The 17,889-nt window shown below is 56.5% G+C and carries 20 protein-coding genes and 3 pseudogenes; 14 read left to right on the plus strand and 9 right to left on the minus strand.

All coding sequences use genetic code 11. The features are described from left to right. Nucleotides 1–20: 20 nt before the first annotated feature. Nucleotides 21–779, minus strand: coding sequence for a flagellar basal body P-ring formation chaperone FlgA (flgA, locus tag N018_RS07910; protein ID WP_024643853.1), 759 nt, complete (start codon nt 777–779; stop codon nt 21–23). 78 nt (nt 780–857) lie between these two features. Here flgA and N018_RS07915 point away from each other — a divergent pair, with 78 nt between their 5' ends. Continuing rightward, nucleotides 858–1,784, plus strand: a complete 927-nt coding sequence (locus tag N018_RS07915; protein ID WP_024643854.1) for a chemotaxis protein CheV — start codon at nt 858–860, stop codon at nt 1,782–1,784. A 51-nt stretch (nt 1,785–1,835) separates the two neighbouring features. Continuing rightward, nucleotides 1,836–2,663 carry a protein-glutamate O-methyltransferase CheR gene (gene cheR / locus N018_RS07920; protein ID WP_024643855.1) on the plus strand — a complete coding sequence of 276 codons (828 nt, stop codon included), beginning with the start codon at nt 1,836–1,838 and terminating at the stop codon, nt 2,661–2,663. 93 nt (nt 2,664–2,756) lie between these two features. Here cheR and cynR read toward each other — a convergent pair whose 3' ends face one another. Further along, complete coding sequence (gene cynR, locus N018_RS07925) at nt 2,757–3,671, minus strand: transcriptional regulator CynR (RefSeq protein ID WP_025389289.1); 915 nt, start codon at nt 3,669–3,671, stop codon at nt 2,757–2,759. 73 nt (nt 3,672–3,744) lie between these two features. Here cynR and cynS point away from each other — a divergent pair, with 73 nt between their 5' ends. Next, nucleotides 3,745–4,212: a cyanase gene (cynS, locus tag N018_RS07930; protein ID WP_004658714.1), complete on the plus strand. Its 468-nt coding sequence runs from the start codon at nt 3,745–3,747 to the stop codon at nt 4,210–4,212. A gap of 10 nt (nt 4,213–4,222) precedes the next feature. Continuing rightward, the gene (locus N018_RS07935) at nt 4,223–4,696 is read left to right on the plus strand and encodes a DUF1348 family protein (RefSeq protein ID WP_004416966.1); all 474 of its coding nucleotides are present in this window, start codon (nt 4,223–4,225) and stop codon (nt 4,694–4,696) included. Between the two features lie 45 nt (nt 4,697–4,741). On the opposite strand, the gene N018_RS27965 is transcribed toward N018_RS07935, so the two are convergent. Both N018_RS27965 and N018_RS25705 read right to left on the minus strand, forming a co-directional pair. After that, entirely contained in the window at nt 4,742–5,521 is a 780-nt protein-coding gene (locus N018_RS27965; protein ID WP_229631330.1) for a hypothetical protein, read from the minus strand. Between the two features lie 148 nt (nt 5,522–5,669). After that, nucleotides 5,670–5,924 (minus strand): annotated as a pseudogene (locus N018_RS25705) (EamA family transporter); the annotation flags it as partial. 42 nt (nt 5,925–5,966) lie between these two features. Here N018_RS25705 and N018_RS27320 point away from each other — a divergent pair. Next, nucleotides 5,967–6,401: a LysR substrate-binding domain-containing protein gene (locus tag N018_RS27320; protein ID WP_229631341.1), complete on the plus strand. Its 435-nt coding sequence runs from the start codon at nt 5,967–5,969 to the stop codon at nt 6,399–6,401. Nucleotides 6,402–6,422: 21 nt separating this feature from the next. On the opposite strand, the gene N018_RS27740 is transcribed toward N018_RS27320, so the two are convergent. Beyond that, the gene (locus N018_RS27740; RefSeq protein WP_025389293.1) at nt 6,423–6,890 is read right to left on the minus strand and encodes a hypothetical protein; all 468 of its coding nucleotides are present in this window, start codon (nt 6,888–6,890) and stop codon (nt 6,423–6,425) included. A 12-nt stretch (nt 6,891–6,902) separates the two neighbouring features. Between N018_RS27740 and flgB the strand changes: the two genes are divergently transcribed. Genes flgB through flgE form a run of 4 tightly spaced genes read left to right on the plus strand, consistent with a single transcriptional unit; the run spans nt 6,903 to nt 9,822 of the window. After that, complete coding sequence (flgB, locus tag N018_RS07960) at nt 6,903–7,310, plus strand: flagellar basal body rod protein FlgB (protein ID WP_024643865.1); 408 nt, start codon at nt 6,903–6,905, stop codon at nt 7,308–7,310. A gap of 3 nt (nt 7,311–7,313) precedes the next feature. Continuing rightward, nucleotides 7,314–7,754 (plus strand): flagellar basal body rod protein FlgC, encoded by a 441-nt coding sequence (gene flgC, locus N018_RS07965; protein WP_002554316.1) that lies wholly within the window; start codon nt 7,314–7,316, stop codon nt 7,752–7,754. A 15-nt stretch (nt 7,755–7,769) separates the two neighbouring features. Beyond that, complete coding sequence (gene flgD, locus N018_RS07970; protein WP_025389294.1) at nt 7,770–8,459, plus strand: flagellar hook assembly protein FlgD; 690 nt, start codon at nt 7,770–7,772, stop codon at nt 8,457–8,459. Between the two features lie 25 nt (nt 8,460–8,484). After that, nucleotides 8,485–9,822, plus strand: a complete 1,338-nt coding sequence (gene flgE / locus N018_RS07975; protein ID WP_024643867.1) for a flagellar hook protein FlgE — start codon at nt 8,485–8,487, stop codon at nt 9,820–9,822. 312 nt (nt 9,823–10,134) lie between these two features. On the opposite strand, the pseudogene N018_RS07980 reads toward flgE, so the two are convergent. The 3 genes and pseudogenes from N018_RS07980 to tnpB all read right to left on the minus strand — a co-directional run. Next, a pseudogene (locus N018_RS07980) lies at nt 10,135–10,533 on the minus strand (IS66 family transposase); the annotation flags it as partial. A 20-nt stretch (nt 10,534–10,553) separates the two neighbouring features. Further along, nucleotides 10,554–11,774: pseudogene (gene tnpC, locus N018_RS07985) on the minus strand (IS66 family transposase); the annotation flags it as partial. 18 nt (nt 11,775–11,792) lie between these two features. Further along, a complete protein-coding gene (tnpB, locus tag N018_RS07990; RefSeq protein ID WP_024647222.1) occupies nt 11,793–12,152 on the minus strand; it encodes an IS66 family insertion sequence element accessory protein TnpB in 360 nt (119 codons plus the stop codon). A 71-nt stretch (nt 12,153–12,223) separates the two neighbouring features. Between tnpB and N018_RS07995 the strand changes: the two genes are divergently transcribed. Continuing rightward, nucleotides 12,224–13,921 carry a flagellar hook-basal body complex protein gene (locus N018_RS07995; protein WP_025389295.1) on the plus strand — a complete coding sequence of 566 codons (1,698 nt, stop codon included), beginning with the start codon at nt 12,224–12,226 and terminating at the stop codon, nt 13,919–13,921. On the opposite strand, the gene N018_RS08000 is transcribed toward N018_RS07995, so the two are convergent. Beyond that, on the minus strand, nt 13,922–14,113 hold the full coding sequence (locus N018_RS08000; RefSeq protein WP_024643869.1) for a hypothetical protein: 192 nt from the start codon (nt 14,111–14,113) through the stop codon (nt 13,922–13,924). A 283-nt stretch (nt 14,114–14,396) separates the two neighbouring features. Here N018_RS08000 and N018_RS08005 point away from each other — a divergent pair, with 283 nt between their 5' ends. From N018_RS08005 to N018_RS08020, 4 genes are all read left to right on the plus strand, one after another. Beyond that, nucleotides 14,397–15,137: a flagellar basal body rod protein FlgF gene (locus N018_RS08005; protein WP_025389296.1), complete on the plus strand. Its 741-nt coding sequence runs from the start codon at nt 14,397–14,399 to the stop codon at nt 15,135–15,137. A 46-nt stretch (nt 15,138–15,183) separates the two neighbouring features. Next, the gene (gene flgG / locus N018_RS08010; RefSeq protein WP_024643870.1) at nt 15,184–15,972 is read left to right on the plus strand and encodes a flagellar basal-body rod protein FlgG; all 789 of its coding nucleotides are present in this window, start codon (nt 15,184–15,186) and stop codon (nt 15,970–15,972) included. A gap of 79 nt (nt 15,973–16,051) precedes the next feature. After that, a complete protein-coding gene (gene flgH, locus N018_RS08015; RefSeq protein ID WP_024643871.1) occupies nt 16,052–16,765 on the plus strand; it encodes a flagellar basal body L-ring protein FlgH in 714 nt (237 codons plus the stop codon). A gap of 13 nt (nt 16,766–16,778) precedes the next feature. Beyond that, nucleotides 16,779–17,888, plus strand: a complete 1,110-nt coding sequence (locus tag N018_RS08020; RefSeq protein WP_024643872.1) for a flagellar basal body P-ring protein FlgI — start codon at nt 16,779–16,781, stop codon at nt 17,886–17,888. The last annotated feature ends 1 nt before the right edge of the window (nt 17,889 follow it).

The following is a 17,889-nucleotide window of genomic DNA, read 5'->3' on the forward strand; positions in this document are numbered from 1 at the left end:
TTCGCGCCACCATCAATGCGTTACATGGCCACTTCCACCTGCCCGGGGCCGGTGACACTGGCTTTGATCACCCGCTGGGAATTGAGGTTTTTCACCCTTATCTGCTCGTTGAAACCACCATCGGACATCGCTTCGCCAGGCATACGAACCGCCAGTGTGCCGGTACGGGCGATGATCACCACCTGATCGCCCTTGTGAACCATTTGTGGCTGCTCCAGCGCCACCGGTGTAATGACCTGGTCGATGACCATCTGTCGGACAACTTTCTGACCCACTGCCTGATCAAGCGATGCCAGGAAGCCCTGACCCAGGCTGCTGACATCCCGCTCGCGCATCGCAACATCTTCTTCAGTGACGATGGCGTCGCGTTTCAGCGGCCGCATCACGGTGACGACATTGCGGAAAAGCTGGACCTGGGCGGGCACGAACACGGTCCAGGGCGACGAACCCTCGCAACGAACACGCACGGTGACCCGGCCAACCGGTCGAGGACTTTCCAGCGTGGCTGTCAAATCCTTGTCGCAGGCATTCATCCTCATGCGCGGGTCGAGCTGCTTGACCTGTATGTCGTGACGCCCGTCAATCTGGTTGGTTGCCAAATAGTCTTCTACTGTGAACTCAAGAAACCCTTGGGTGACGCCGATAAGCTGTTCAGGCAGTGTGAAATTCTCTGCACGGGCGAGGTTGCCCGCGCCGCAAAGGCACAGCAGAGCGATTGCGCACAGAAGCCTGCGGGTTTCTAATGCGAGGTGTCGAGAAATTGTCGTCTTTGCGTTCATGAGGTTATAAATAGCAAAGCCCGTGCCGCTTGTTGATCGGGTGTGTGGGCGGCGGTCATTTTGGTAAGGGGGTTCGGCATGGCAGGTGTAATGGATTCGGTAAACCAGCGAACTCAGCTGGTGGGTCAGAATCGCCTGGAGCTGCTCTTGTTTCGTCTCGACGGCAAGCAGCTCTATGGGATCAACGTCTTCAAGGTTAAAGAAGTACTGCAATGTCCCAAACTCACTGTCATGCCCAAGTCGAGCAAGATCGTTCGGGGCGTTGCCAATATTCGTGGCGGCACCATTCCGATCATGGATCTGGCGATGGCGACAGGCTCCGCCGGGATGATTTCGCTGGTTAATTCCTTCGTCATCATTACCGAGTACAACACCAAGGTTCAGGGCTTTCTGGTGCATTCCGTAGAACGCATCGTCAACATGAACTGGGAAGAGATCCATCCACCACCCAAGGGCACCGGGCGCGATCACTACCTGACCGCCGTTACCCGGGTCGACAATCAGTTGGTGGAAATCATCGACGTCGAAAAAATTCTCGCCGAAGTGGCGCCTGTTTCCGAAGAAATCTCGATCGGTGTTATTGATGCCGATATTCAGCACAAGGCAGTCTCGCTGCGCGTTCTGACGGTCGACGACTCGTCGGTAGCGCGCAAGCAGGTGAGCCGCTGCCTGGAAACCGTCGGCGTTGAAGTGGTAGCCCTCAACGACGGTCGTCAGGCGCTGGATTACTTGCTCAAGATGGTCGAAGAAGGAAAAAAACCGGAAGAAGAGTTCCTGATGATGATCTCCGACATTGAAATGCCGGAGATGGATGGCTATACCCTTACAGCGGCGATACGTAATGACCCGCGCCTGCAGAAGATGCACATCACCTTGCACACCTCGTTGTCCGGGGTGTTCAACCAGGCGATGGTCAAGAAGGTCGGTGCTGATGACTTCCTTGCCAAATTCCGGCCTGATGACCTGGCGGCCAGGGTTGTTGCGCGGATCAAGGCAGCAGAATAACCATCCGGGGGCGTCGTCCCTGGTGATTCACATGATTTGAGAGGCGGCACCTTGTCTACGGGTAATTTGGATTTTGATCAGTTCCGGGTATTTCTGGAAAAAGCCTGTGGCATCTTGCTTGGGGAAAACAAGCAGTACCTGGTGTCCAGCCGCCTCAACAAATTGATGGAGCAGCAGAGCATCAAGTCGTTGGGCGAGCTGGTCCAGCGTATTCAGACCCAGCCGCGCAGCGGCCTGCGCGAGCAGGTGGTTGATGCCATGACCACTAACGAAACCCTGTGGTTTCGCGACACTTACCCGTTTGAAGTGTTGAAGAACAAGGTGCTGCCCGAGCAGATCAAGGCCAGCCCCGGCCAGCGTTTGCGCATCTGGTCGGCAGCCTGCTCGTCGGGTCAGGAACCGTATTCGCTGTCGATGTCCATCGACGAGTTTGAGCGCGCCAACCCAAGCCAGCTCAAATCAGGTGTGCAGATCGTGGCAACCGATCTGTCCGGCTTGATGCTCAATAACTGCAAGACGGGCGAATATGACAGCCTGGCGATTGGCCGGGGTTTGTCACCGGATCGCCTGCAACGTTTTTTTGACGTGAAAAGCCCGGGCCGCTGGGTGGTCAAGACGCCGATCAAGAGTCGCGTGGAATTCCGCTCGTTCAACCTGCTCGACAGCTACTCGGCGCTGGGCAAGTTCGACATCGTGTTCTGCCGTAACGTATTGATCTACTTCTCGGCCGAAGTGAAGAAAGACATCCTGCTGCGTATCCACGGCACGCTCAAGCCAGGCGGCTACCTGTTTCTGGGTGCCTCCGAAGCGCTTAATGGTTTGCCTGATCACTACCAGATGGTCCAGTGCAGTCCGGGGATTATCTACAAGGCCAAGTGACGGTCTGTCAGTCGCCTGTCATAAAGAAAGAGATCTTCGGGTCTCTTTTTTTATGGGCGGACGAAAACAGCCTTTAACGTCTGCCCATCGGTTTCATGTTTGCGTACTACTGCCGCTCACCAGCTTTGCAAACGCGTTGGCTGCGGCACTCTGGTATCCGTTTTTACGCCGCAGCAGCGCAACCGTCCGCCTTGGCAGGGCAGGGATTGTCTGAACTTCGTGTAATCCAGGCTGCTCGCGAACGATGGCATCGGGAAGAATGGTCGCCATGCGGCCCTGGGCAACGACCTTGAGCAAAATGGCAATCGAGTTGGCTTCAAGGCCGACCGTCGGCTTGAAGTTCTGCGTCTGGCACCAGGCATCCAGCAACTGGCGAGTGGCGAAGCCGGGGGCGAGCAAGGCAAAGCGAAGCGCCTGCAGGTCGTCAAGTGTCAGCGCGGCCTGCTTTTCGGGGCCAGACTTGGCCATGACCAGGCACAGCTGTTCATCGAACAGAGGCTGGCTGTCTATCTCGACAGCATGACTGCCGGCAAAACCTATGGCCAGATCGAGCGCGTCACTGATCAATGCCTCGGTAATCTGCTCCAGAGGCAGCTCTATGAGGATGATTGCCACTCCGGGATACAGCGCGCTGAAGCGGTCTATCAGCGGCGCTATCAGGTATTCACTGAAGGTTGGCGTGACGCCGAGGCGCAATTGTCCACGTGACAGGTCGCTGACATCGTTCAGCGCACGCTTTCCGGCATCCAGCTCAAGCAGGCAGCGACGCGCGTGGTCCAGATACACGCGGCCAGCATCGGTCGGCACGACACTGCGGCGGGTGCGGTCGAACAGTTGCACACCCAGGCTGCTTTCCAGTTGCCTGATTTGCTGCGACAACGCCGGTTGGGAGACATGCAGGGCCTCGGCCGCCCGAGTGAAATTGCCATGGTCGGCGACTGCCAGCAAATAGCGTATATGGCGTAACAGCACGGCATCACCATAAGTCAGGGTTATGGCGATGATCATAAATCAGTCTTGGATCTTATGGTAATAGTTGCCGATCCTGTGACTGACGTGAATTCATTCGGGAGGGTTACCTATGCCGCACAGCAATATTTCCAGAGCGCCGCGTCAGAATCTGACTGAACGTGTGCTGCAGGCCAAGACCGCAAAGAACCTGACCTGGGCCGGGCTCGCAGAAGGTACGGGGTTGAGCGTGGTGTATGTCACCGCTGCATTGCTCGGTCAGCACCCTTTGCCGGAAGCGGTTGCCGAGGTAGTTGCCGAGCGTCTCGGGCTGGACAGGGACGCGGTCGCTGAGCTGCAAACCATCCCGTTGCGTGGCAATGTCGAAGACGTTTCCAGTGACCCGACGATCTACCGCTTCCACGAAATGGTTCAGGTCTACGGCACTACGTTGAAGGCGTTGGTGCATGAACAGTTCGGCGACGGCATCATCAGCGCCATCAACTTCAAGCTCGACATCAAGAAAGTCGAGGATCCGGAAGGGGGCGAGCGAGCCGTGATAACCCTCGACGGAAAATTCCTGCCCTACAAACCATTCTAAGGACGCTGATATGAGTGATAAAGGAAGACCGCCATTGCCACCCTTCACCCTGGAGACGGCTGTTCAGAAAGTCCGTGGCGCCGAGGATGGCTGGAATTCGCGCGATGCTGCGAAAGTCGCGCTGGCTTACACCGAAGACACGTATTGGCGTAACCGCAGCGAGTTCGTCAATGGCCGCGCTGAGGCTCAGGCGTTTCTTGAGCGCAAGTGGCGCAAGGAACTGGACTATCGCTTGATCAAGGAACTGTGGGCATTCACGGATAACCGCATTGCCGTGCGTTATGCCTACGAATGGCATGACGACTCGGGCAACTGGTTCCGCTCGTACGGCAATGAGAACTGGGAGTTCGCTGCAAACGGCCTCATGCAAAGGCGTTTTGCCTGCATCAACGATTTGCCGATTGCCGAATCCGAGCGCAAATACCATTGGCCGTTGGGGCGGCGGCCGGATGATCACCCGGGTTTGAGTGAGCTTGGCCTCTGAGTGAAGTGTGGTCCGGGCGGAGATTATCGAAAATCGCCCGGACTTTCATTCGGTGGCTGGTGCGTCGGTAGCTGATGCACTGTCGCCAAATACGCTTTCATCGCGAGTCAGAAACTTGCCGATAAAGTCTTGAGCATCACTTTTGCCTTCAGCCGTATTGGTCAGGTAATTGAAGTCTTGATCAATCCATCCCCGTATTTTGGATTCATAATTCTCCGGGTACTGCGCTTTTTCGATGGCAGGCAATCCTTTGAAATGCTCCAGAGATTCACCGAACGCGTTGTTGAATTTCCCAGTGCTGTTATATTCCGCCATCGCCTTGGCCGCAAACTGCTGGCGCCACAAGGATTCCTGATTGAAGTCCTCAACCCACGCAGCTTTCTTCTCGTTTACGGTAAATGTTCCGCTTTCGTCGTAGGCGATCAGTGACAGTTGATCTCTAGCCATGCCTGCGAAAGGATTCTCTCTACCGCCGTTTACGAATTGTGTTGCTTTTTTCGCGCGTGCCAGCACCTCGGGATCAGTCGTTTCAGGCACCTCAGCGTCATTTTTAGCCTTGTTGATGTCGTAGCTGCGACCAATGATCTGGTCAAGTTGCTCAGCAGCTTTCGCTCCCAGTGCATCATGATCAAGGCCTGAATCTCTTGACGCCGCACGCGTTGCGCTTTGGCTGAGTTGAACGGACAGAGAGGAGATCTTGCCTGAATCCTGCGTTTTGATTGAGGCGGCAGAAAGGGCGCTGGTGGGGTTTGAAGTGCTAGAGGAAAGCGAATTGGAGCGGGCCGTAGGGCCAGTGCCGCCGTTCGTATTGATGGATGTGACCAAAATAAAACTCCCTTTAATAGTATTCCTGTGGCTATCCAAAAGTATCGACTGTCTGATGGCTTTCTATATAGCAGGGGGGGGCGGGCGAGCCAGGATTCGACCGTTTCAGCGACTGCGTATCAGGCTTCAGTTTGTGGGTACCCTGTTTTCAGGCATTTGCAGATTCACCAGTAGCGCTGAGAATGCGGTGAACCGCAATGCCTGCGCCTGTGAGCAATGCGATCAGACCTGATGCTTCAGTGGGTGTTGGCAACCTGCCTTCAAAGAGAAAGCCGAGTGCGGCTGCGAACAGGCCCTCCAGTGAAATCAACTGACCGGAAAGCACCATCGGCAGCCGTCTTGTTGCTGAGTTCCACGCCCACGCTCCGATCACCGAAGACAAGACTGCGATTATCAGGCCCCATAAATCACGCTGGTTTTTACCGCTGCCGATGAAGTCTTTCCCGTGTGCCGCTCCGATTACCTCGAGCCTGGCAGTTTGCTGAGCCTCAAAGAGCTTCGCCTGCACAAACTGCTGCACTACCGCTCCACGCCCCATGAATTCATGACGTGGGATGACTGGTTGCAGATGTTTGGAAGTACCAGGGCGGATTATCCTCAAGGTGCGGTGTTTGATAGCTATCCGCTTATGCTTCAGGCGGCAGTGGAGGGGCATGGCGTTGCATTGGGATGGCGTCGAACTGCGTCAAAACTTATTGAAGAGGGCACGTTGGTGCAGTGCTGTGCAGAACGTGTTCAGTTGCCTGACGCCATTTCAGTTTATAAAAAGAGTCACGACGACAATCGGGTTGAAGTCCGTATGCTGCTGGACTGGCTCCGGGAACGTTGGTTATGGAGTGCTGACCCACTGGATTCGTTGCTTGACTCAGGCAGTTGTTGATGGGGCACAAAAAAGAGACGTTCAGGATTCAGTGCCGGCAGTGCCTTGTCCGGTAAATACCGCGCTGTCAGGGTCGAGGATTTTATCCAGAAGGCTCTTGGCATCAGCATCACCTTCAGCGGTGTGCGTTTTGTAGTTGAAGTCTTGATCAATCCAGCCCTGAAGTCTGGGCTCATAGCTGGAAGGGTATTGCGACTGCTCGATGGCTGGCAGCCCTTTGTAGGGATCGAGAGCCGATGTGTAAAAATCAGTCAGCTTGCCGGTCGCACTGTATTCAGCGCTTCCTTCGGCTACAACCCACGCTACAACCCCCGTACTGGCAAAAAAACGGCACCCACCTTGCCGCTTTGCCCCTCCACAGCGGAAATGCCTTGCCGCTTTTCTGGCATTGCCGCTTCCGCGCCGCCTGTGACCCTTGCAATCATTGGGTTTTACAACATGGCACGCCGATTGCTTTGTCACTAACAACAGAATCAGGTCAACCGGCAAAGGTTTCCCGAAATGAGCATCAGCTTCGATAAAGCGCTAGGCATACATGAAAAGGCCCTCAACTTCCGGGCTCAGCGGGCAGAGGTGTTGGCCAACAACATTTCCAACGCCGACACCCCGAACTTCAAGGCGCGTGATCTGGAGTTTTCTTCGGTGCTGGCTGCTGAAACCGAGAAGACCCAGAACGGTCATTTCGCGCTGAACAAGACCAACAGCCGTCATATCGAAGCCGAGGGCATGGGTAATGACGACGGTACGCTGATGTACCGTACGCCGTCGCAGCCTTCGCTGGACCAGAACACCGTTGATTCGCAGGTCGAGCAGGCCAGTTACACCGAGAATGCCATGGGCTTCCAGGCCAGCTTCACATTGCTCAACAGCAAGTTCAAAGGGCTGGTTGCAGCCCTTCGCGGAGAATAATTCATGTCACTAGCCAATGTGTTCAACATTGCCGGTAGCGCCATGAGTGCTCAGACCACACGTCTGAACACGACGGCCAGTAACATCGCCAACGCCGAGACCGTGTCTTCGAGCATGGACCAGACCTACCGCGCCCGTCATCCGGTGTTTGCCACCGTGATGCAGGGTCAGCAATCCACAGGTGGTTCGCTGTTCCAGGACCAGGGTGAAGCCGGGCAGGGTGTTCAGGTCAACGGCATCATCGAAGACAGTTCCAACCTCGAAGCGCGCTACGAGCCTAATCATCCTTCCGCTGACAAGGACGGGTATGTCTATTACCCCAACGTCAATGTTGTGGAAGAAATGGCCGACATGATTTCCGCCAGCCGGTCCTTCCAGACCAACGCTGAAATCATGAACACCGCTAAATCCATGATGCAGAAGGTTCTGACCCTCGGTCAGTGATAGAAGGCGAACGTTATGGCCGTTGATAGCACCACAGCAAACAGCGTTTCATCGACATTTTTGAACAAGCTGCAAAACCCTACACCGACAGCCACGAACTCTACGGGCACGCTGGGCAAGGATTCGTTTCTGCAACTGCTCGTCACGCAGATGAAGAATCAGAACCCTCTAGACCCGCAGGACAACACCCAGTTCGTAGCGCAGCTGGCGCAGTTCAGCAGCCTTGAAAGCATGCAGAACCTGACGAAGACGGTTGACACCATTGCCACCAGTTACCAGTCGTCCCAGGCCTTGCAGGCGTCGTCGCTGGTGGGCCGTTCAGTGATTATTGATTCGAGCAGCACCTCGGTCGATACGACCAAGGGCATGACCGGTTCAATCGTGATCCCTGCGGCCAACCCGCTGACAACGGTCAAGGTTTACGACGCGCAATCGAACCTGGTCGACAGTGTTGATCTGGGTGCCCAGGCAGCTGGCACGACCAACTTCGCCTGGGACGGTACAGACTCAAACGGCGCAGCGCTGCCCTCGGGTACTTACACCTTCAAGGCTGAAGGCGCGGTTGACGGCAAAAATACACAGTTTTCGACTTACCTGCCCGCTACGGTCAACAGTGTCACGCTGGGTGTCAATGGTGCGGAAACAATGCTTAACCTGGCCAGCGGCAGTGTTGCCCTGTCCAAAGTTCAAACCATCGGATTGTAGAGCCGCTACGGCGCAGGAGTGAAACATGTCTTTCAATATCGGCCTTAGTGGGCTCTATGCTGCAAACAAAAGCCTCGACGTTACCGGCAACAACATTGCCAACGTCGCGACCACTGGATTCAAAAGTTCGCGCATCGAATTCGCTGACCAGTACGCACAATCGATTCGCGGCACGTCGGGCGGCACGAGTGTCGGCAGTGGTGTTACCACGGCCGCTGTTTCTCAGCAGTTTTCCCAGGGCAGCCTGACCACGGGCACAGGTAATTCACTTGACCTGGCCATCAATGGCAATGGTTTCTTCATGCTCAGCAACAAGGGTGATTCGTTGTATACCCGTGCAGGCGCTTTCCATGCTGACAAGGACGGCTATGTCGTCAACAGTTCGGGCATGAACCTTCAGGGTTATAACGTTGATGCAAATGGCACGGTCATGGTCGGCTCTTCCGGTGATCTGCGAGTGGACAGTTCCAATCAGTTGGCGAGTCCGACCAGCAGCATTACCAACACGGCCAACCTCAACTCGACGTCGGCAGTTCCGACGGTCACTCCGTTCGACGCCACCAACTCCAAAACCTATAACGATACCTACAGCACCACCGTTTTTGATTCACAAGGCAACGAGCACCGGATGGAAAGTTATTTTGCCAAGAATGGTACTAATAGCTGGACCATGTACTCGCTGATTGACGGGCGTAATATCAGTAATCCGGCCAGCACGGTTCCTGATGCAAACAATCTGACTTTCGACTCTTCTGGCTCGCTGGTCATCAATACCGGTGCCACGCCGACTTCACCTTCGCCAAGCGCTAACGTGGCGGTCAACGCCGACGGCACTTTCAAGGTGACGAACTGGGTACCGGCCATTCAGACTGGCACTGGTAATACTGCCACCTGGGGCCCGAACGGTGCTGCCGGTGTTGCTTCGGGTATCCGCTTGGACATGACGGCTTCAACGCAGACTGCTTCGGCCACAGGCCGTTCGGCGCAAGCGCAGAATGGCTACGCGGCAGGTCAGATCAAGGACATGAGCGTAGACTCCTCCGGTAAGCTGTTTGCGTCCTACACCAACGGTCAGTCCAAAGTCATCGGTCAGGTTTCCCTGACCTCCTTTGCCAACGTGCAAGGCCTTGCGCCTGCTGGCGGGACCAACTGGCGCGAAACCTTCTCTTCGGGCATTCCAGGCACTGGCGCTCCGCAGTCGGGTACTCTGGGTTACGTCACCGGTCAGGCGCTGGAAGAATCCAACGTCGACCTGACGCTTGAACTGGTCAACCTGATCAAGGCGCAAAGCGACTATCAGGCTAACGCCAAGACCATCTCGACTCAAAGCAGCGTCATGCAGACCACTATTCAGATGACGTAATAAGCATCGTTTGGGAAGTTGTAAAAAAGCCCCTGTTTCAGGGGTTTTTTTATGGGTGATGATTACGTATTTTTTTCATGTTTTGGCAAAGTTTAAAGTTACGGATTAGTCCCTCAGCCTACTTGGAAACGTCCTACGCACGATGATGTGAGAATAAAACTCCTCTATGAATTGCCTTTATGGCAAGGGAGTAATCATGTCATTCAATATAGCGATCAGCGGCATTCATGCTGCGAACAAAAGACTGGAGGTAGCGGGTAACAATATCGTAAGCGCTCCACAAACCCCATCTAACCAAAGACGACGGTGCGTCTAGGAATGCAAACGAGGCGTACAGTTCCACGGCAGCAAGGCTTCGTAATCTTCAACCGAGGTCGCCAGTGGTAGCCGTTCTAATGCGTGGCGCAGCCACGCATAGGGCTCCTGGCCGTTGGCTTTAGCCGTCTCGACCAAGCTGTAGAGTTGAGCACTGGCCTTGGCACCCTTGGGGGTATCGCTGAATAGCCAGTTCTTGCGTCCGATCACAAACGGTCTGATCGCACGCTCTGCCGCATTGTTGTCGATGGGCAAAAATCCAGCTTCGGTATAGCGCAGCAGCTTTTGCCAGTTGCTGGCTAGATAACTGATCGCCTTACCCAGCGCATTTTGCGCCGTGACGTGAGGCAGCGTTTTCTCCATCCAGGTGTGCAACTGAGTCAGCACCGGTACGCTGTTTTGCTGGCTAGATAACTGATCGCCTTACCCAGCGCATTTTGCGCCGTGACGTGAGGCAGCGTTTTCTCCATCCAGGTGTGCAACTGAGTCAGCACCGGTACGCTGTTTTGCTGGCGAGCTTCATAACGCTGCTCATCGCTGCCTTCTTTCAACGCCCGCTCGATACCGTAAAGCTTGTTGATCAAATTCAGGGCAACATCAGCCCGCCCGGTTTTGCCCTTGGGCTGCACTTTTTGTGCTTCTACGAACTTGCGACGAGCATGCGCCCAACAACCCAAGCGCTCGACACCGGCTTGCGCTCCAAGCGCGTTGTAACCGGCGTAATCATCAGTCATCAAGTAGCCACGATAGCCTTCTAGCAGGCGCGTCGGTACCTCCTGCGCACGGCTGGTTGAGTAGTCGAAAAGAACAACAGGCTGATTAGGCGGGCCTCCAGTTTGTACCCACATCCAGGATTGACTGGCGGGCTCTCGATCAGGCTCTTTATTAACCTGCACTCGCGTCTCATCGCAGTGGATGACACGACTTTCCAGCAGTCGATCCCGCATCAAGTTGAGCAAGGGTTGCAGATGCTCGCCGCACTGAATCACCCAGCGCGCCAACGTTTGTCGAGGAATATCCATGCCGTGGCGGCCCAACACTTTTTCAAAGCGGTGAAGCGGTAAACCATCTACATATTTAGTGGTAAGCAGCATCGCCAAAACGCTAGGGCTGGCCATGCTCTTCTCGATCACTTGCGCAGGTTTATCAGCAGTGACCGGGGCTGTTTCGCAGTCGCGGCAGGCATAGACTTTTCGGATGTGTTTGATCACGCGGATCTGCATCGGCACGATTTCAAGCTGCTCGCTGACTTCTTCGCCAATGGTGTGTTTGCGGCAGCCACAAACGCAGGTCAGTTCGTGCTCATGCAGTTCGTGGATGACTTCGACGCGGGGTAAATCGGCAGGCAAAGGTTTGCGCTTGCCACGGCGCCTGGTCGGAGCAACGACCTCTTCATCTGAAGCTTCGTCCACAGGCTCGATGACGCTTTCTACTTCATTGAAGAGGGCCAGTTGCGGCGTTGCCGCATCAGCTGTTTGCTCGGACTTACGTCCGAACAAACGCTGAAGCAGGAGGGCATTCTGTTCTTGTAGCCGAATAATCTTTCCCTTATCCAACTGACGCTCGTCGAACATCTGCCCAAGCAGTTGCTTGAGCAGAACGGGATCATCTGGAAGGTTTTCGGGCACGGAATTCATGCCCTGGATTATACCGAATCAGGCTACGAATCGCGGCGTCAAAACTTGATGAGGACGGTTGCGCCAGAGGTCAAAGCCATCGAGCATCCAGTTGAGTTCCTGAACCGTCAGGACAATCGCTTCGTCGGTGGCGTCTGGCGATGTTTTGAATCGTTCGGACTCCAGACGCTTGAGCCAAAGGCAAAAGCCATTGCGCTCCCAGTACAAGATCTTCACGCGGTTGCGTGGCTTGTTGAGGAAGACGAAAAGTACTGGATCAAAGACGGCGACCTTGATGTCCAGTTCGACCAATGCCGCCAGACCGTCGATAGACTTTCGGAAGTCCACAGGCTTGGGGTACAGATACACTTTTTCGACTTTGGCATCGGGTCGCATCATGGCGAGCTGGCTCCTGAGGGAATCGGGATCACAGCTTCCGGGATCAGCTAAGCACTTTGAATGTGGGGTTTATGGAGCGCTTACACAATATCGCCAACGCAGGCACCCTTGGTTTCAAGTCATCGCGTGCGCAATTTTCCGCTTTATATGCGTCTGCGCAGTTGGGCTCCGGGCACAATGCTGTTGGCGATGGCGTGCGGCTCGCCTCGGTGCAGCAGAACTTCAATCAGGGTGAAACCGTGATCAGTTCCGGTAACCCGCTGGACATGCGTATTCAGGGTAACGGCTTCTTCGTGGTCAGTGATCAGGGCGCGCTGGCCTATACGCGGGCTGGCGCCTTTCTCAAGGACGCTGCCAATTTTGTGGTCGACAGCGACGGCGGGCGATTGCAGGGCTATGCAGCAAATGACAAGGGCGAGATTATCAGTGGAATCCGCACCGACTTGCAGATCGATACATCCAACGTCGCCGCCAGAGCCACCAGCAGAGTTGCCGAAAATATCAATCTGGACGCATCGCTGCCTTCGCTCGCTCGATTACCGACCTTTGACCCGGACGACCCGGCGACCTATACACGGGTCACTGCCCGAACCATTCAGGATGTCGGGATCAGTCCGGTGCCCCCTGCCGATCACGAACTCAAGCAGTACTTCGTCAAGACCGAAGACAATCAGTGGTCCATGTATGTCCTGGTGGATGGGCGCAACCCGGTAGACCCCGACAGTGTGGCGCCGCTGCAAGTAAGTCTCGAACTGAGGCCGGATGGCACCCTGTCGTACAGCGGCAATAATCAGCACCTGCGAAAAGTCTCGGACAGCGAATTTGCCCTGGAGGGCTGGGTGCCAGCCAGCGCAGTGAATGGTGCGTGGATGGCTAACGGCTCGGTCAACGGCGGGGCGGTTTCGTTACCGCTGGAGGCCGCCGGGACAAGTGTGCTCGACCCCGCTGATACGGTCATGCACCGTCCGGTGCCGGACTTCAGTGCCTCTGACCTGACTACCTACAGCAGGATGTTCGGCAATCAGATCTTTGACAGCCAGGGCAATACGCATGAGCTGAAACAATATTTCGTGAAAGACGGCACCAACAGCTGGCGCATGCACGTGTTGATTGACGATCGAAACCCGCAGATGCCTGCGTCCACTCAGCCATTGACGGCCAATATCGTGTTCGATTCCCATGGCTCGGTCGCGTCACTGACCGGCAGCCCGGGCCTGACCAGCAGCAATGGCAACCTGCTGCAACTCACCGGCTGGTCGCCCGCGATGGTGGCGGATCCAGGTACAAGTCGCGAACGCTGGATATCCAATGGCGCGGCTGGCGGTGCCAAGGGCATTGCTATCGACTTTACCAATCTGCTGCAACACAACTCGGCCAGTTCGCGCTCTTCAGCGCAAGTGGACGGTAACTCGGCGGGGGAGCTGAAAAGTCTGGACGTCGGACGTGACGGCATCCTGCGTGCGGGTTTCACCAACGGCATGACCAGGGATATCGGCCAGGTCATGCTTGCCAGTTTTGCCAACCCCCATGGTTTGCAGCCGCGCAGCGACACGCGCTGGACGGCGACCGCTGATTCCGGCGTACCTGAATATGACGTGCCGGGCATCGGAACGCTGGGCAGCATTGTCAGTGGCGGACTGGAAGGCTCGAACGTCGTGCTGGCGGATGAACTGATTGCCTTGATTCAGGCGCAGACGGCCTATCAAGCCAATTCCAAAGCTATATCCACCGAGGTGACGCTGATGCAGACGCTGATTCAGTCCACCTGATCAAATCGAGCAGTCGGCTTTGATGAAGTGACCTTTCAAGCGTTTCCAGCCCGGGCCTGGACTGGTCTGGGCACAGACGATCCGGCTGTCGCCCTGCCATTTGTAGTAATGCGCGGGAGCGGCCTGGGCGAGCAGGGCAAGGGTGGTGAGGCTGGCTGCCGCGATACCGACGATGAACCGGTGAAAAGACATGGCGGTTACCGATGAGGTCTGTGATGTCGGCCAGATTATCACTGTCGATCAGGTTGTCCGCGCGCACCTGCGAAGTTTTTTTGGCGTTGCACGGGGTTTGGCGTGAGGTGGGCGGCAGTCCGCCGCCGCTATTGGCTGGCACTTTGCCGAGAGACAAACGATCGGTGCCTGTTTTTGCTGGCTAATCAAGAGTTTGTATCGAGCCTGACAAGTTGGTTCAAAAATTGCTTTAACCCTTTCAGAACAGCTACAGGCGGCAAGCGTCTGTCGGAGGAGGAAGACTGTGGACAAGTTGCTTTACGTCGCCATGAGCGGTGCATCCGAAAACGCGATTGCGCAGAAGGCTCACGCCAACAACCTGGCAAACGTCTCGACCAACGGTTTCATGCGTGACCTTGAACAGGCCCGCTCGATGCCGGTGTATGGCGAGGTCATGCCCTCGCGTGCCTACGCCATGAGCGAGCGTCCCGGGACTGACTTTTCCGCGGGTGCCATGGTGCAGACCGGTCGTGAACTGGACATCGCCGTCAAGGGTGATGGCTGGATCGCGGTGCAGACCCCCGATGGCGGCGAAGCCTACACCCGCAGTTCCGGCATGAACATCGATGCCCTGGGTGTGTTGCGCGACGGCAGTGGTTTGCCGGTAATGGGCAACGGTGGTCCGATTGCCGTGCCGCCTCAGCAGCAGATCGAGATCGGTGCCGACGGCACGATCAGCATTCGTTCGCTGGGTGAGAGCCCACAGGTGATGGCGCAGGTCGACCGCATCAAGCTGGTCAAGCCTGACTTGAAGACCATGGAAAAAGGCCCTGACGGCCTGATCCACACCAAGACCGGCCGGCCTGCCGACGCAGACGCCACCGTTCAGGTCGAGTCCGGCTTTCTGCAGGCGAGCAACGTCAATGCGGTCGAGGAAATGACCTCGGTGCTGGCCTTGTCCCGTCAATTCGAATTGCACGTCAAGATGATGAAGACCGCCGAAGAAGACGATCAGTCGATGGCTCGCGTCTTGCAACTTGGCTAATCAATGACAGCTTGCGCCGACAAACCGGCGCTTGAGGAGAACACACATGCTTCCTGCACTATACGTCGCCAAAACCGGCCTTGCCGCTCAGGACACCAACCTGACCACCATCTCCAACAACCTGGCGAACGTTTCGACCACAGGTTTCAAGAGTGATCGGGCCGAGTTTCAGGACTTGCTGTATCAGATCAAGCGTCAGCCGGGTGCTCAATCCACCCAGGACAGCGAGCTGCCTTCCGGCCTGCAACTGGGTACCGGTGTGCGCATCGTCGGCACGCAGAAGAACTTCACGGCCGGTAGCCTGCAGACCACCAACAACCCGCTGGACCTGGCGGTCAACGGTCGTGGCTTCTTTCAGGTAACCCAGCCGGATGGCACCATCGCCTACAGCCGTGACGGTACGTTCCACCTCAACGCCAACGGCCAGATCGTGACCTCCAACGGTTATGCCCTTGAGCCTGCGATTGTTGTTCCGCAGGCCGCGCAGACCTTCACGGTCGGTCAGGACGGTACAGTGTCGGTCACGCTGGCCGGTGCAACCGCCACGCCACAGATTATCGGCAACATTCAGACTGCGGACTTCATCAACCCGGCCGGCCTGCAAGCCATCGGCGGCAACCTGTACCTGGAAACCGGTTCGAGCGGCGCGCCGCAGATCGGTACGCCGGGCTTGAACGGCCTGGGTCCGACCCTGCAGAACACCCTGGAAAACTCCAACGTCAGCACGGTTGAAGAACTGGTCAACATGATCACCACCCAGCGCGCTTACGAGATGAACTCCAAAGTGATCTCGACCGCTGACCAGATGCTGCAAAACCTGACTCAGAACCTGTAAGGCACTGATGCCGGCAAAACTGCTCAATCCGAAGGGGCGCCTTGATAAGCGCCTGTTACACCGCGAGGTTTCAAGTGTCATGAACCGCCTTAGTGTTCCGCGTTTTTCAGTGTTGATCGCTTCATTGTGCGGGATCACCCTGCTGTCTGGCTGCGTTGCGCCGACGGCCAAGCCCAATGACCCTTATTACGCTCCGGTGTTACCACGTACGCCCATGTCGGCGGCTTCGAACAATGGCGCTATCTACCAGGCCGGTTTCGAACAGAACCTGTACGGCGATCGCAAAGCGTTCCGCGTCGGCGACATCATCACCATCACGCTCTCCGAGCGCATGGCGGCGAGCAAGGCGGCCACTTCGGCAATGAGCAAGAACAGCACCAACAGCATTGGTCTGACCTCGCTGTTCGGTTCGGGCCTGACCACCAACAACCCGATTGGCGGCAACGACCTGAGCCTGAACGCAGGTTATAACGGCGCACGGACCACCAAGGGCGATGGCAAGGCCGCACAGAGCAACAGCCTGACCGGTTCGGTCACCGTGACGGTTGCGGATGTGTTGCCCAACGGCATTCTGGCGGTGCGTGGCGAGAAGTGGATGACCCTCAATACCGGTGACGAGCTGGTGCGGATCGCCGGGCTTGTTCGCGCCGATGATATTGCGACCGACAACACCGTTTCTTCCACCCGTATTGCCGATGCACGTATTACCTATTCGGGGACCGGAGCCTTTGCCGATACCAGCCAGCCAGGCTGGTTCGACCGGTTCTTCCTCAGCCCGTTGTTCCCTTTCTGATAGCGGGATAGACATGATCAAGCTCAAGCAACTGATAGCGGCGACCTTGTTGTTGTCCACAGCGTTCGGCGTGCATGCCGAACGTCTGAAGGACATCGCGAGCATCTCCGGCGTGCGGGCCAACCAATTGATCGGTTACGGTCTGGTGGTGGGTCTCAACGGGACGGGTGACCAGACCACCCAGACCCCGTTCACCCTGCAGACTTTCAACAACATGCTGTCGCAGTTCGGCATCAAGGTTCCGTCCGGTTCCGGCACTGTGCAGCTGAAAAACGTCGCGGCAGTTGCTGTGTACGCGGATCTGCCTGCGTTCGCCAAGCCGGGCCAGACGGTCGACATCACCGTCTCCTCGATTGGTAACTCCAAGAGCCTGCGCGGCGGTGCGCTGTTGATGACACCGATGAAAGGTGTCGACGGTAACGTCTATGCCATCGCCCAAGGCAACCTGGTGGTCGGCGGTTTCGACGCGGAAGGTCGTGACGGCTCGAAAATCACTGTCAACGTTCCGTCGTCGGGTCGAATTCCTGGCGGTGCTTCGGTGGAGCGCTCGGTGCCGAGCGGCTTCAATCAGGGCAATACCCTGACTCTGAACCTGAACCGTTCCGACTTCACCACCGCCAAGCGGGTGGTCGACAAGATCAACGACTTGCTGGGCCCTGGCGTTGCTCAGGCGCTGGACGGTGGTTCGGTGCGTGTGACCGCGCCGCTTGATCCGGGCCAGCGTGTCGACTACCTGTCGATTCTGGAAAACCTGGAGGTCGATCCGGGCCAGACCGCTGCCAAGGTCATCATCAACTCGCGGACCGGCACGATTGTTATCGGCCAGAACGTCAAGGTGTCGCCTGCCGCTGTGACTCACGGCAGCCTGACCGTGACCATCACCGAAGACCCGATTGTCAGCCAGCCGGGTGCGTTGTCCGGCGGTCAGACCGCTGTTGTGCCGCGCTCGCGGGTTAACGCCCAGCAAGAGCTGCACCCGATGTTCAAGTTTGGTCCAGGCACCACGCTGGATGAGATTGTCCGTGCGGTCAATCAGGTGGGCGCTGCGCCCGGCGACCTGATGGCCATCCTCGAAGCCCTGAAGCAGGCCGGTGCGTTGCAAGCCGACCTGATCGTGATCTGAG

Source organism: Pseudomonas syringae CC1557, assembly GCF_000452705.1.
Lineage (GTDB): Bacteria > Pseudomonadota > Gammaproteobacteria > Pseudomonadales > Pseudomonadaceae > Aquipseudomonas > Aquipseudomonas syringae_F.

Coding starts and splice junctions, on each gene's coding strand:
- flgA (WP_024643853.1), bottom strand. CDS start 779: ATGAACGCAAAGACGACAATTTCTCGACACCTCGCATTAGAAACCCGC.
- N018_RS07915 (WP_024643854.1), top strand. CDS start 858: ATGGCAGGTGTAATGGATTCGGTAAACCAGCGAACTCAGCTGGTGGGT.
- cynR (WP_025389289.1), bottom strand. CDS start 3,671: ATGATCATCGCCATAACCCTGACTTATGGTGATGCCGTGCTGTTACGC.
- cynS (WP_004658714.1), top strand. CDS start 3,745: ATGCCGCACAGCAATATTTCCAGAGCGCCGCGTCAGAATCTGACTGAA.
- N018_RS07935 (WP_004416966.1), top strand. CDS start 4,223: ATGAGTGATAAAGGAAGACCGCCATTGCCACCCTTCACCCTGGAGACG.
- flgB (WP_024643865.1), top strand. CDS start 6,903: ATGAGCATCAGCTTCGATAAAGCGCTAGGCATACATGAAAAGGCCCTC.
- flgC (WP_002554316.1), top strand. CDS start 7,314: ATGTCACTAGCCAATGTGTTCAACATTGCCGGTAGCGCCATGAGTGCT.
- flgD (WP_025389294.1), top strand. CDS start 7,770: ATGGCCGTTGATAGCACCACAGCAAACAGCGTTTCATCGACATTTTTG.
- flgE (WP_024643867.1), top strand. CDS start 8,485: ATGTCTTTCAATATCGGCCTTAGTGGGCTCTATGCTGCAAACAAAAGC.
- tnpB (WP_024647222.1), bottom strand. CDS start 12,152: ATGATGCGACCCGATGCCAAAGTCGAAAAAGTGTATCTGTACCCCAAG.
- N018_RS07995 (WP_025389295.1), top strand. CDS start 12,224: ATGGAGCGCTTACACAATATCGCCAACGCAGGCACCCTTGGTTTCAAG.
- N018_RS08000 (WP_024643869.1), bottom strand. CDS start 14,113: ATGTCTTTTCACCGGTTCATCGTCGGTATCGCGGCAGCCAGCCTCACC.
- flgG (WP_024643870.1), top strand. CDS start 15,184: ATGCTTCCTGCACTATACGTCGCCAAAACCGGCCTTGCCGCTCAGGAC.
- flgH (WP_024643871.1), top strand. CDS start 16,052: ATGAACCGCCTTAGTGTTCCGCGTTTTTCAGTGTTGATCGCTTCATTG.
- N018_RS08020 (WP_024643872.1), top strand. CDS start 16,779: ATGATCAAGCTCAAGCAACTGATAGCGGCGACCTTGTTGTTGTCCACA.